Source organism: Pigmentiphaga litoralis (assembly GCF_014651835.1).
Lineage (GTDB): Bacteria > Pseudomonadota > Gammaproteobacteria > Burkholderiales > Burkholderiaceae_B > Pigmentiphaga > Pigmentiphaga litoralis.
The window spans coordinates 921,034-934,462 of the sequence record NZ_BMXQ01000002.1 but is presented as its reverse complement, the minus strand read 5'-3'; the positions used below and the strand labels follow the sequence as shown (position 1 = coordinate 934,462).

10 protein-coding genes are annotated in these 13,429 nt (G+C 66.7%); 2 read left to right on the top strand and 8 right to left on the bottom strand.

Annotated features, from left to right (window positions below; all coding sequences use genetic code 11):
- Position 1: 1 nt before the first annotated feature.
- The 4 genes from IE116_RS22860 to IE116_RS22845 form a co-directional block, all read right to left on the bottom strand.
- Positions 2-826, bottom strand: coding sequence for a DUF3348 domain-containing protein (locus IE116_RS22860; RefSeq protein WP_189615696.1), 825 nt, complete (start codon positions 824-826; stop codon positions 2-4).
- A gap of 114 nt (positions 827-940) precedes the next feature.
- Positions 941-1,924: a D-2-hydroxyacid dehydrogenase gene (locus IE116_RS22855; protein WP_189615694.1), complete on the bottom strand. Its 984-nt coding sequence runs from the start codon at positions 1,922-1,924 to the stop codon at positions 941-943.
- A gap of 7 nt (positions 1,925-1,931) precedes the next feature.
- Positions 1,932-2,993 carry a Bug family tripartite tricarboxylate transporter substrate binding protein gene (locus IE116_RS22850; protein ID WP_189615692.1) on the bottom strand — a complete coding sequence of 354 codons (1,062 nt, stop codon included), beginning with the start codon at positions 2,991-2,993 and terminating at the stop codon, positions 1,932-1,934.
- A 138-nt stretch (positions 2,994-3,131) separates the two neighbouring features.
- Positions 3,132-3,938, bottom strand: coding sequence for a class II aldolase/adducin family protein (locus IE116_RS22845; RefSeq protein WP_189615690.1), 807 nt, complete (start codon positions 3,936-3,938; stop codon positions 3,132-3,134).
- A gap of 149 nt (positions 3,939-4,087) precedes the next feature.
- Between IE116_RS22845 and IE116_RS22840 the strand changes: the two genes are divergently transcribed.
- Together IE116_RS22840 and paoC are read left to right on the top strand one after the other, a co-directional pair.
- Positions 4,088-5,008, top strand: coding sequence for a LysR family transcriptional regulator (locus IE116_RS22840; RefSeq protein WP_189615689.1), 921 nt, complete (start codon positions 4,088-4,090; stop codon positions 5,006-5,008).
- A gap of 262 nt (positions 5,009-5,270) precedes the next feature.
- The gene (gene paoC, locus IE116_RS22835; RefSeq protein WP_189615687.1) at positions 5,271-7,478 is read left to right on the top strand and encodes an aldehyde oxidoreductase molybdenum-binding subunit PaoC; all 2,208 of its coding nucleotides are present in this window, start codon (positions 5,271-5,273) and stop codon (positions 7,476-7,478) included.
- A 74-nt stretch (positions 7,479-7,552) separates the two neighbouring features.
- Here paoC and IE116_RS22830 read toward each other — a convergent pair whose 3' ends face one another.
- The 4 genes from IE116_RS22830 to IE116_RS22815 all read right to left on the bottom strand — a co-directional run bounded on the left by IE116_RS22830 (position 7,553) and on the right by IE116_RS22815 (position 13,285).
- Positions 7,553-9,337: a thiamine pyrophosphate-binding protein gene (locus IE116_RS22830; protein ID WP_189615685.1), complete on the bottom strand. Its 1,785-nt coding sequence runs from the start codon at positions 9,335-9,337 to the stop codon at positions 7,553-7,555.
- A gap of 40 nt (positions 9,338-9,377) precedes the next feature.
- Positions 9,378-10,373, bottom strand: a complete 996-nt coding sequence (locus IE116_RS22825; protein WP_189615683.1) for a tripartite tricarboxylate transporter substrate binding protein — start codon at positions 10,371-10,373, stop codon at positions 9,378-9,380.
- 24 nt (positions 10,374-10,397) lie between these two features.
- Complete coding sequence (locus IE116_RS22820) at positions 10,398-12,140, bottom strand: thiamine pyrophosphate-binding protein (RefSeq protein ID WP_189615680.1); 1,743 nt, start codon at positions 12,138-12,140, stop codon at positions 10,398-10,400.
- Between the two features lie 110 nt (positions 12,141-12,250).
- Positions 12,251-13,285, bottom strand: coding sequence for a tripartite tricarboxylate transporter substrate binding protein (locus tag IE116_RS22815; protein WP_189615678.1), 1,035 nt, complete (start codon positions 13,283-13,285; stop codon positions 12,251-12,253).
- Positions 13,286-13,429: the final 144 nt, after the last annotated feature.

The window sequence follows — 13,429 nt, the reverse complement described above, 5'->3', positions numbered from 1 at the left end:
GTCAACCGCCCCGAAGCGCTTCCAGCAGCGCTTCGATCGGTTCTAAACGGATTTCCAATTCGGCGAGCAACACGCTCTGCATATCCTGGCGGAACACGTCCAGCCAGGGGCCGACGGTAAACATCGGCTTGTCGACAGCCTTTTTCGGGTCGGAACCTTCGGTGTCGGCACCTTTGGCCCCGGGGGCCACTGCCGGCGGTACGCCGTCCGGTGCGGGATCCGCCGCAACCTGCCCGGCCCGCCGCACCCGGTCGAAATGCGGTTCGAGCAGACCGGGAATGCCTGCGAGCAAGGTCCGCTCGCGTGCAGTCAGCGCCTGCTCCATGGCGGCATCCACCACCGCCAGCCGGTTCAACGCAGGCGACGTCGCCGCCAGCACGCTCCGCAAGCGACGGCGCAGGCCGCCGATATTCGTCTCCATCGTCTGCTGGAGCGTCGAATACCGCTGGCGGTGCGTCGCGTACTGGACGAGTTCGGCCGCCTGGATGTCAGGCTGCGCCGGCGCCCGGCGCTGGCCACGCGGCCCGGCCTGGGCACGGGCCGACGCCGCGTTTTTGCCGGTAATGGCATTTTCGAGCGCGGTTTTGACGCGCGCGAACTCGCGCTCCTCGGCGCTGTAAGCGGCGGGAAGCGCGGTCATTGCCGCGACCGGCGCCCCGCTCAGGGCGCCCGACAAGGCAATGGCATCCGTCCAGGCAAGCCAGCCACCCAGCTTATCGGGCGGCGACAATGGACTGGCGGGCACATCGGCGTCAGTCAGGCGGGCCAGCAGACGAATCAGCTTGGGGCCACCGAAACCCGTGCGCCGTGGCGGTTCTTGCACCATAAAACCCGGGTCAAAGACCGAGGAGTTTACCCTTTTGGCGCCGTTTGCCGGAACGCGGGGGCCACGCACCGGGTAGACGCAGGGTGCGCACGAGGTAAGCGCCCCCTGTCGGGGTCAGGCTGGCAGGGCGATCCGGTTGCGCATGGCGTCCCACTGGCCCTGCAGCGCGCAGCGCGCGTTGTGAACGATGATGGGCAGCACCTGGTCGGCATATCGGTCGGATTCGCCGCCCAGGTGGGGCGTGATCAGCAGCCGGGGCACGTCCCACAAGGGATCATCGGCCGGCAGGGGCTCGCGCTCGAACACATCCAGCGCCGCCCCGGCCAGCCGGCCTGCGGTCAGCGCATCGACCAGCGCGGCCGTGTCGCACAGGCCGGCCCGCGCCACGTTGATGAAGAAGGCGCCCGGCTTCATGGCTGCAAAGACCGACGCGTCCACCATGCCCCGCGTCGTGTCGTCCAGCGGTGCCAGGGCCACCAGCATGTCGGCCTGCGCGGCGCCTTCAAGCAAGGCCGTCCTGGGCAGCACGGCATCGAATTCCGGCAGATCGCGCACCGTGGCGGTCACGGCGACGGTGCGCATGCCCAGCGCCCGGCAGCGGGTGGCCAGCGCGCAGGCGATCAGGCCGGTGCCCAGGATGACCACGGTCTTTCCATGCAGCAGCGGCTGCGGACGACGTTTCCACAGGTGGGCGCGCTGATTGTCGATCAGTGATGGCATGTCGCGCGCGAGGGCCAGCATCAGCATCAGTGTGAGCTCGGACACCGCCGGGCCGTGCACCCCATGCGAGGACGTCATGACAAGTCCGGGCGGCAGGTTGGGCAGCGAGACGATGCCGTCGACGCCCGACGACAGCGCATGCAGCCAGCTCAGGTTGGGCAACCGGGCGATCAGGGCGGGGGTCAACGCGCTGGCGAAACCCATGACGGCGGTGGCCGACTCGGCGCCTTCGGGCAGCGGCTGGCCGGGGGTGGCGGCAAGCACCGTGACGGAGGGACCGGCCGGCTGCGCCAGTTGCTCCGTGAGTTGCTCAGTCAGTTGCGCGGCGTAATACGCCGCGTCGGCATTGACGATCAGCAGGGTGTGGGACGTTGTCATCCGCGCCTCAATCCGTCTTGATATTGGCGGCGGTGACCAGGGGCGCATAGGCCTTCTGCTCGGCCACGATGCGCCGGGTGACGGCATCAGGCGACGATGCCGTTGCCTCTTGCCCCAGCGCAGCCAGGGCGGCCTTGGCCTCGGGCGTGGCCAGCCACTTGGCCGACAGCTCGCCGATCTTGCCGACGACGGACGACGGCGTGCGGGCCGGCGCATACAGCGCAAACCAGGTTTCGACCTCGTAACCGGGATAGCCCAGCTCGGCCACGGTTGGCACCTCAGGGAACATGGGCGAGCGCTGCGCGGCGGTGGAAGCCAGGATCTTGATGCGTCCCGACTTGGCAAAACCGCCGAGCGTGGCCAGGTCGATCATGGTCAGCGGGGTGCGTCCGGACACCACGTCGCCCAGCGCTGGCGCAAAGCCTTTGTACGGCACATGGGTCATCTGCACCCCGGCGCGCTGGGCCAGCAATTCCATGCCGATGTGGGCGGATGCCCCGATGCCGTTCGACGCGTAGGCCACCGCGCCCGGCTTGGTGCGCGCCAGGGTCAGCACGTCGGCCAGCGTGTCGGCGCCCAATGACGACGACACCGCGACCAGGTACGGTCCCTTGGACAGCATGCCGATGGGCGAGAAGTCCTTGAACGGGTCGTAGGGCAGCGGCGTGCTGGCCGTCAGGGGCAGCAGCGACATGGTGGACCCGCCCGTCATCAGCAGCGTGTAGCCGTCGGGTGCGGCCCGGGCGACGGTTTGCGCCGCAATGACGGTGTTGCCGCCGGCCTTGGATTCCACCACCACGGCCTGCCCCAGGTCCTTTTCCAGTTGCACGGCCAGCAGGCGGGCGACCCCGTCGGCGCCGCCACCGGGCGCAAAGGGAATGATGATGCGGATGGGCCGGTCGGGCCAGGTCTGGGCAGCGGCGGGTGACGTCGCGAGAGCGGCCGCGCCAAGCAGCGTGGCAGCCAGCGTGCTTGCAAAGGTGGTCGAAAGCAGAGTCGTCGACACCCGGGTCGTTGAAGCCAAGGTCCTGGCGCCCAGACGGGTCAGCGTCCGAAAGGTCTTGAACATGCGTGTCTCCTCGTCAGGCCAGTGGTCTGGCCTCGATCTCGTTATGCATCGTCGTGGCGGGCGGTCCCGCCGCGGGCTCGGACGTTGCGGCGGCTGCGGTGCTGGTGCTACTGCTGCCGCGGTGCTGCTGCGTTGCCGCTACTGCCGGAACGACGGGTCCAGCCGGTCCATGCGGCGCAGCAGCGCCGGCCATTCCATGTGACCCAGCGGGCTGATGGTTCCGTCGGCGCGCGGCAGGCCTGGCTCGCGAAAGCTGTTGCTGGCGATGCGCGTGGCCAGGTCCGGTGACCCATAGGTCAGCTTCTGGCCGCTGGCCAGCGCATCGACCTGGGCCTGCATCGCCATTTCGAGGTGCCACATCATCGCGAAGGCTTGGCCGATGGTCTTGCCCGCCACCAGCGTGCCGTGGTTGCGCAGCATCAGGACCGGCTTGTCGCCGATGTCGCGCACCAACCGTTCGCGCTCGCCCAGCTGATTGGCCAGGCCTTCGCTGTCGTGATAGCCGACCTTGCCATGGAAGAGCATGGCGTGTTGCGTCAGCGGCAGCAGCCCGCATTCCATGGCCGACACGGCCATGCCGGCACGCGTGTGGGCGTGGATGACGCACTGGGCATCGGGCCGGCCGCCGTGGATGGCGCTGTGAATCACGAAGCCGGCGCGGTGGATTGGGTGCGGCGTGGGGCTGACCACGTTGCCGTCCAGGTCGATCTTGACGAGGTTGGACGCGGTGATCTCATCGAACATCAGCCCGAAAGGATTGAGCAGGAAGTGTTCTTCGGCGCCCGGCACGCGGGCCGAGATGTGGGTATAGATCAGGTCCGTCCACCCGTAATGCGCGTGCAGGCGGTAACAGGCGGCCAGGTCCACGCGGGTCTGCCATTCTTCGTCCCTGATGGACGACGCGACAGCATCGGGGCGGATGTACAAGGGGTTGTCGGCTTTCATCTGGCGTCTCCTGATGGTGCGTAGGCGGATTGTGAGTGTGCTGACCGTCGGCAGGCTGACGACGGCCGACCCGGGAATGCGCCCATTGAACCCCCGGCCCCGATCGATTCCAATCGAAAAAAACTGCAGCACCCTACAAGAAAGCTTCAATGTCGATCGAAAGCCAGCTCAGCCTCAAACAACTTCGCGCCTTCGTCGCCGTGTACCGGTCCGGCAAGCTGAGCCTGGCGGCCATCCGGCTGTCGGTGACCGAATCGGCCGTCAGCACCATGCTGCGCCAGATCGAGGCCACGTTGAACCTGGCCTTGTTCGACCGCACCTCGCGCGCACTGACGCCCACCCAGGCCGCGCACGACACCATCGCGGTGGCAGAACGCATCCTGCAGGACGTCGCCCGGCTGGGCACCCATTTCGAAGCGCTGAGCGACCTGCGGCGCGGCCGGGTCCACATCGTGGTAACGGCAACGGTGGCGGCGGTGCTGATGCCGGCCGTGGTGCGCCGCTTCAGCGCGGTCTATCCCGACGTCAAGATCATTCTGGATGACTGCGCGCCCGATCAGTTCCTGTCACGGGTGGCGGCTGACCACGTGGACTTCGGCATCGGCACGCCCGAGTCCGATGACCCTCAGCTTGAATTGCTGCCTTTGCTGCACGACCACTTGTGTCTGGTCTGCGCCGACGACCACCCCTTGGCCGGGCTGGAAGACGTGACCTGGGCCGATGTGGCGCCCTACCCCCTGATCGCGGTACGGACGGGCCTGGGCTACGGCATGCGCCGCAAGCTGGATGCCGCGGCCGATCGTGCGGGCGTGCGCCTGATCATCGGCCACGAAGTGAATTTCCTGTCGTCGGCGCTGTGGATGACGGCGGGCGGCCTGGGCGTGACGATCTGGGCGTCGTCGCTGGTCGCCAAGACGCAGCACGACAACCTGTGGCGATGCCGCCTGTCATCGCCGCGCGTGCCGATGGATATCTCGTATGTGAATACGAGAGGCCGGACGCTGTCCCCCGCGGCTGAGGGTTTTCTGAAAGTGACCCGCGACGTGTTCGGCGAAGTGGTGACCCTGTAGGCAGGACCGTGTCCTTGCTGCCGTCCATCAGGTCGTTGACGCCGTCCAGCACAGGGTTGACGCCGACACTCATTCTTCCAGCGTTGACGTCTCCCCATCCGTGCGTTCCGACATGCGGATCACGCTGACCTGACCGTCCGACTCGATGTATGCGCGCTGCACCTCGTCGAGCCGGCCGATGCCCAGCAGGCGACAACACTTTCAAATTGAAGCTGGTCGAACGCACGCTGCAATCCGTGCTGACGGAAGCGAGGGTCTGACCATGAAATTCGATACTCCAGCCACCACCAACCCCATCGACCAATTGAAGGTCGTGGGCAAGCCGACCGACCGGATCGACGGTCCTTTCAAGACCACCGGCAGCGCGCCCTATGCCTACGAATGGCACGACACCATGCGCAACCAGGCCTACGGCTATGTGGTGGGCGCAGGCATCGCGAAGGGCCGCATCACCCGCATGGACCTGACGGCCGCCAAGGCCGCGCCGGGTGTGCTGACGATCGTGACGGCCGACACCGCCGGCAAGCTCGAAAAGGGTGATTACAACGTCGCCAAGCTGCTGGGCGGTCCCGAAATCGATCACTACCACCAGGCGATAGCGCTGGTCGTGGCCGAGACCTTCGAGCAGGCGCGCGCGGCGGCGTACCTGATCAAGGTCGACTACGCCGCGTCTGCCGGCAAGTTCGACCTCGAAGCCGAGCGTGCGTCGGCCACCAAGCCATCGCCCAAACAGAGCGAAAAGCCCGACACCGCGGTCGGCAACTTTGCATCGGCATTCGACGCGGCGCCTGTGAAGCTCGACGCCACGTACCACACGCCTGATCACTCGCACGCGATGATGGAGCCGCATGCATCGATCGCCGTGTGGCAAGGCAGCAAGCTGACCGTGTACACGTCGAACCAGATGATCGCGTGGGGCGCCGGCGATGTCGCCAAGACCCTGGGCCTGAAAAAGGAAGACGTGCGCCTGATCTCGCCGTACATCGGCGGCGGCTTTGGCGGCAAGCTGTTCGTGCGCGCCGACGCGATCCTGGCGGCGCTGGGTGCACGGGCGGTCAAGCGTCCGGTCAAGGTCGCGTTGACGCGCCCCTTGATGGGCAACAACACCACGCACCGACCGGCCACCATCCAGCGCATCCGGATCGGCACGACACCGGACGGCAAGATTACCGCCATCGGTCACGAAACCTGGTCGGGCAACCTGGAAGGCGGATCGCCCGAAGAAGCCGTGCAGCAGACCCGCCTGCTGTACGCCGGCGCCGACCGCATGACCCAGACGCGCCTTGCGCTGCTGGACCTGCCCGAGGGCAATGCCATGCGCGCGCCGGGTGAAGCGCCAGGACTGATGGCGCTTGAAATCGCCATCGACGAAATGGCCGAGAAGGTCGGCATCGACCCGGTGGCCTTCCGTGTACTGAACGATACGCAGGTCGACCCCGAAGACCCGAAGCGGCCGTTCTCGCAGCGTCAGTTGAACGAGTGCCTGCGCATCGGCGCCGAGCAATTCGGCTGGAGCAAGCGCGGCGCCAAGCCTGCCACCCTGCGCGACGGCCGCTGGCTGGTCGGCATGGGCGTGGCATCGGCCTTCCGCAACAATCTGACCATGACGTCGGGCGCGCGCGTACGGCTGGACAAGCGCGGCATCGTCACCGTCGAAACCGACATGACCGACATCGGCACCGGCACCTACACCATCATTGCGCAGACCGCTGCCGAGATGATGGGCCTGCCGCTCGACAAGGTCATGGTCCGCCTGGGCGACTCCAGCTTCCCGGTGTCCGCCGGATCAGGCGGCCAATGGGGCGCCAACAGCTCGACCGCCGGTGTCTACGCCGCGTGCGTCAAGCTGCGCGAAGCCGTGGCCCGCAAGCTGGGCCTGGACCCTGCCACGGCAGAGTTCACCGACGGGCAGGTCCGTGCCGGCGGCCGCAGCCAGTCGCTGGCCGCGGCCGCACGCAGCGCCGACATCGTTGCCGAAGACAAGATCGAATTCGGCGACCTGAGCAAGAAGATGCAGCAGTCCACCTTCGGCGCGCACTACGTCGAAGTGGGCGTGGACATGGCCACCGCCGAGGTCCGCATCCGCCGCATGCTCGCCGTGTGCGCGGCCGGCCGCATCATCAACCCCAAGTCGGCGCGCAGCCAGGTGATCGGCGCCATGACCATGGGCGCTGGCGCAGCGCTGATGGAAGAACTGGCCGTGGACACGCGCCGTGGCTTCTTTGTGAATCACGACCTTGCCGGGTATGAAGTGCCGGTGCATGCCGACATTCCGCATCAGGACGTGATCTTCCTGGACGAGACGGATCCGCAGTCGTCGCCCATGAAGGCCAAGGGGGTCGGCGAGCTGGGCATCTGCGGCGTGGGCGCGGCCGTGGCCAACGCGATCTACAACGCGACGGGAATTCGGGTGCGGGAATATCCGATCACCCTGGACAAGTTGCTGGATAAGATGCCCGCAATGGCGTGATGATGTACCGGTAAAGCTCTGTTGTCGTTGAGCAGACGAGAAGGCCGCAGCGGAAACGCTGCGGCCTTTTTTGATCACCCCGCCTTCACTTCGCGCAACAGGCCCTTCGTCATGAGCGAGTCGTAGCCCGGCACCACCCGCACGTCGACCACGCAGACCTTGCCAGCCTGCACGTCGGCAATCGCCTGGGTCATGACCTGGGCCAGTTCGGCAGCATCGTGCACGGGACCGTAGCCGACCGCGCCCTGCGCCCGCGCGATGCCGGCAATATCGATGTCCGGCTCGCCAATGTGCTGTGCGACGGCCTTGTTCTCGGTCGTGCGCGAGCGGGTGCGCGCGACCTTTTCCTGATGCAGTTCGTCGTTGAAGTATCCCAGGTTGTTGGCGACAACGAACAGCACGGGGACCTTGTAGCGGGCGGCGGTCCAGATGGCGCTGACGCCCATCATGTAGTCGCCATCCCCGATCACGGCCAGCGGCAGGCGGCCGGTGCCTTGCAGCGCCAACGCGCAGCCCACCGACATGCCTGGCCCGGAGCCCAGGCCGGCGCCACCGTCCTTGCCCAGGAAGTCCAGCGGATGCCGAAAGTGCCAGGCATTGCCGGGCCAGCCCAGGGGCGTACGCAGCAGCGAGACGTCGTGGTCCAGGGTCGATGCCCGCAACACCGACGCAAGAATCTGCAGGCTGATGGGGACGGCTCCCGGATCCGCTGACCGTGGCACCGGCACCGGCGTGTAGACGGAACGCGTCTTCGACGCGAAGCACCCTTCCTGGTCATCCAGCCGCAGCAAGGCATCGACCAGCGCATCGGGTTCGCACAGCAAATGCGTTTCCACCGGCGGCAGGGACTGATGATCCATGCTCCAGCCCTTGTGGGAGTATTGATCGGGTGAACAATGCACCACGCGCGCCGCAATGGAACCCTTGGCCGACGCCACCTTCAACGCACCGCCCAGGTCCAGCCAGTCCAGGCTGAGCACGACGTCGGCCCCGCGCAGCAGCGCAATGCCGTCGTCGCCCATGAAGAAGGCGGGTGGCGCAACGTGCAGCGGATGGTCGGTGGGGAAGACGGCCGGCAGCTTCAGATCGGACATGACCTTGGCGCCAAGGCGTTCGCACAGATCGATGCGTTTTGCCCACGCCGCGTCGTCCCGTGACGACCGCCCTGCCATCACCACAGGATGCTGCGCCGCGGCCAGCCACGCGGCGATCTGCCGCACGCTGGCCGGATCGGGATACGGTGTGACCGGCTGGGCATAACCCGAGATGTCGGGCGGGTTGACGCCTTCGTCGAGCCGGGCTTCTTGCAGGGACACATCGAAGCACACATACACCGGGCCGCGCGGCGCGGTGTTGGCGATCATGGTTGCACGTATCAACGATTCGGCGGCAGCCGGCAAGGAGGCGGGCTGGTCGTCCCATTTGATGAAGTCGCGTACCAGCGCGCCCTGGTCGCGCGATGTGTGGATCCAGTCGATCCACGGCCGGCGCTGCGCGGCATCGACCGGGCCTGTCGCGCCGATCACGACCATGGGCACGCGGTCGCACCAGGCATTGAAGATGCCCATCGACGCATGCATGAGCCCGACGTTGCTGTGCACCACGACGCCCATGGGCTTGCCGGTCACCTTGGCATAGCCGTGCGCGATCGAGACCGCGTGGTCTTCATGCAGGCACAGCAGCATCTGCGGATCGTCATTGCCCAGGTAGTTGACCAGGCTGTCGTGCAGGCCGCGCAAGCTGGCGCCGGGGTTGATGCTCAGGTACTTCAGATCCAGTTGGCGGATGATGTCGGCCAGGTAATCGCTACCCCACTCCAGGCGGACCGACGCGTCCATCACCGGTTTTTCCACGCTCATGCTGTTCCTTCGATTCGTTGGGACGCCATGCAGGCGGCCGTCAGGGTTTGTTGCCGGTCACCACTTCCGCCGCCTGCAGGTAGGGCGACCAGTGCGTGATCTCGGTACCGACGTAGCGGGTAAAGGTGGCGGCATCCCAGTCCTCGGTCACCATGTTCTGCTGGCGCAGTTCGCGCTGGATCTCGGGCGTGCGCATGGCTTGGCGCACGGCGGCGTTCAGCTTGGTGGTCACGGCGGGATCCATCCCCGCAGGGCCGGACAATGAGAACCAGGTCGTGCCGGTCAGCTTCGGGTAACCCTGTTCGGTAAAGGTCGGGACATCCGGAAAGTCGTCCAGCCGCTTGTCGGCGGTCAGGGCAATCGCACGAATGCGGCCGGATTTGATGCCTGCGGTGGCGCTGCTGAGTGTGATGAACGCGGCCTGGATCTGGTTGGCGATCAGATCGGTCACAGCCGCGTTGGCGCCCTTGTAGGCCACGTGCACCATCTTCAGTTTCGTGGTGTCCTTGAACGCGTCGCCGATCAGCGAGCCATGCGTGCCCTGCCCCGGCGATCCCCAGCTCACGCCATTCGGCAGGCCGCGCGCATAGGTGATGAAGCCGGCCAGGTCCTTGACCGGACTGTCGGCATTGACGATCAGGGCCGCGGGTGGGCCGCCCAGAAACGCGATGTGCGTAAAGTCCTTGATCGGGTCGAAGGCGTTCGGGTTCTGCAGGGGCGCGATCACGTGCGACCCGATGCCGGACACGACCAGCGTGTAGCCATCGGGCTCGGCGCGCGCCACCGCCTGCGACCCGATGAAGCCTGCCGCGCCCGCGCGATTTTCGACCACCACGGTCTGGTTCAGAGACCCGGTCAAGGACTGCGCCAAGGCGCGGCCCAGGGTATCGGCGCTGCCGCCGGGCGGATACGGAACGATGAGGCGGATCTGCTTGCGGGGCCAGACAACGTCGGCCGCAAAGGCCGTGGCCGTCGCGGCCGCGGACAGCACGCCTGCCATCACCAGGCCGGCAACACAGGAAACAAAACGCGTCATGAAGACCTCATTTGGGTGGTTGGGTCAGGATTCGTAGCCCGGCAACACCTGGGCATCGATCACGCACAGCGCGCCATTGCGCACGCGAGCGATGGCGTCCTGCATGGCCGCGTTCAGCTGCGCCGCGGTGCGCACGGTCGGGCCGGCATGCGCCCCTTGCGCGCGGGCGATCGCCGGGATGTCGATGGCGGGATCGGTCATCGTCTGCGCGATGGCCTTGTTGTCGGTAGTGCGGCCGCGACGTCGCGCAATGCGTTCCTGGTGGATCTCATCGTTGAAATAGGTACTGTTGTTGGCGACAACGACCAGCAGCGGCAGGCGGTAGCGCGCGGCGGTCCAGAAGGCGCTGGCGCTGAACATGAAATCGCCGTCGCCGATCACGGCCAGCGGCAGCCGGCCGGTGCCCTGCAAGGCCAGCGCCGCGCCAATCGCCATGCCCGGGCCCGACCCGATCCCGGCGCCGCCATCCTTGCCCAGGAAGTCGAGGGGCGCGTCGTAGTCCCACACTTCGTTGGACCAGCCCAGCGGCACTTTGATGAGCGAGGTAAGCATGTCCCGAGTGCTGGCGCGCAGCACCTGGGCCAGCACGCGGATGCTCAACGCCGCGTCGTCTGCCGGTGCGGGATCAAGCTTGCGGACGCGCTGCTGGACTGGCTGACGCTCGCGCTTGTCGAACCGAGGCGACGCGTCATCCATGGCCAGCAAGGCATCGACCAGCGCTTCCGGCTCGCACAGAAAATGCAGGTCGGCACGCAGCAAGGCCTGATGGTCCATGCTCCATCCGCGATGGGAGTACTGCTCGGGCGAGCAGTGCACGATCGTCGCCGTGACCGCGGCCCCGCGCTCGCCCACCACCTTGATCGTGCCCGCCGGGTCAAGCCAATCCAGGGCCAGGATGACGTCGGCATCGCGCAGGGCCTGGGCGCCGTCCTGGCCTACCGTCATCGGGACATGAAGCGGGTGACGCGTCGGGAAGGCGGCCGCCTGCTTCAAGTCGGTGATGACGGTGGCGCCCAGCCGTTCGGCCAGCGCCACGCGGCGGTTCCACGCATCGGCGTTGCGGGACAGGCGCCCTGCCAGGATCACCGGCCGCGTTGCACGCGACAGCAGGTCGGCCACCCGTTGCACCGCATCCGGGTCGGGATAGGCCGCCACCGGTTGCGCGAACCGGGACGGATCGGGCAGTGGCAACGCCGGGTCGCAGGCCTGCTCCTGCAGCGACACGTCAAAGCACAGATAGACCGGCCCGTGCGGCGCGGTGGTGGCGATCCGCTGCGCGCGCAGCGCGGACTCGCCCGCCGCCTGCAAGGACGCAGGCTGGTCGTCCCACTTGATGAAGTCGCGCACCAGCTTGCCCTGGTCGCGCGCCGTGTGCAGCCAGTCGATCCATGGCCGGCGCTGCGCCGCATCCACCGGTCCGGTCGCCCCGACGATCACCATGGGTACACGGTCGCACCACGCGTTGTAGATCGCCATCGACGCATGCATCAGGCCGACATTGCTATGCACGGCCACCGCCATGGGCGTGCCCGTCACCTTGGCATAGCCGTGCGCGATGGCGATGGCATGCTCTTCATGCAGGCACAGCAGCAACTGCGGGTCGTCATTGCCCAGGTAGTTGACCAGGCTGTCATGCAGGCCGCGCAGGCTCGCGCCCGGGTTGATCGCAAGGTACTTGAGGTCGAGCTGACGGATCAGGTCGGCCAGGTAGTCGCTGCCCCACTGCCTTTCCGACGCCAGCGCGCCAACCGGTCGTTCAATGTTCATGCATGCTCCAGAAGGGGTCCGAATCGCGATGCCCGACAGCCCGGGCAAAGGGAGGGCGGTGCGTGTCCTGTGGCGCCGCGGCGCGTGTCCCGCCGCGACACGTCAGCCCGTTACGGCTTCGCGTCCGCCTGCGCCGGTGACACATAGGGCTTCCAGTGCTGGATCTCGGACCGCACATAGGCGTTGAAGGTCGGCACGTCCATGTCCAGCGTTTCCATGTTCTGCCGCCGCATTTCGGCCACGATCTCGGGCGAGCGCAGGGCGCGCCGCACTTCGGTGTTCAGCCGTTCGACGATCGCGGGCGGCATGCCGGCCGGGCCCGACAACGAGAACCAGGTGGTGCCGGTCAGCGCCGGATAGCCTTGCTCGGTAAAGGTGGGCAACTGCGGAAAGTCGTCTGCGCGCTTGTCGGACGTGATGGCCAGCGCACGCAACTTGCCGGACTGGATGTAGGGTGTGGTGGTGCCGAAGGACATGAAGGCGGCGTTGACATGACCCGCCAGCAAGTCCGTCATGGCGGGGTTGCCGCCCTTGTAGTTGATGGTGACCATCTTGATGCCAGCTGTTGAAGCAAAGGCGTCGCCGATCATGTACCCATGCGTGCCCTGCCCCGGCGATCCCCAGCTGATCTTGCCGGGATTGGCCTTGGCGTACTCGACAAAACCCTTCAGGTCCTTGTACGGCGAGTCCGGCCCCACGACCAGCACCGTGGGCGGCCCGCCCAGAAACGCAATGTGCGTGAAGTCCTTGATGGGGTCGAAGGTGTTGTCGTTCACCATCGGCGCGACCACGTGCGATCCGATACCCGACACCACCAGCGTGTAGCCGTCGGGGTCGGCTTTGGCCACCATCTGCGAGCCGATCACCCCGGCAACGCCTGACCGGTTCTCCACCACGAAAGTCTGCTTGAAGACCTCGGACAGGCGCCGTGACACGAGGCGGCCGAGCGTATCCGATCCGCCGCCCGGGGCGTAGGGGACGATGATGCGAACAGGCTTGGTCGGCCAGGGCGGCTGGACCTGCGGTGACTGGGGAGCCTGGGACGGCGGCGACGGCGACTGCGCCGCTGCCACGACGGCCACGCTACAGGCGGCCACGGCCAATGCCAGCTTCGCGAACGAAGCAAGGGCCCTACGTTTCATCATCTCGTCTCCTGGACCTGACACCCGCCATGACACGCAGTGCGCCGATCCGTCTGATTCGTCGTTCCTATATACGGAACGCCGTTCCTTATTATGAATTCAGCTTAGACGGCTAATGAAGTGGCTGTCAATGCACGCAAGCGAGGG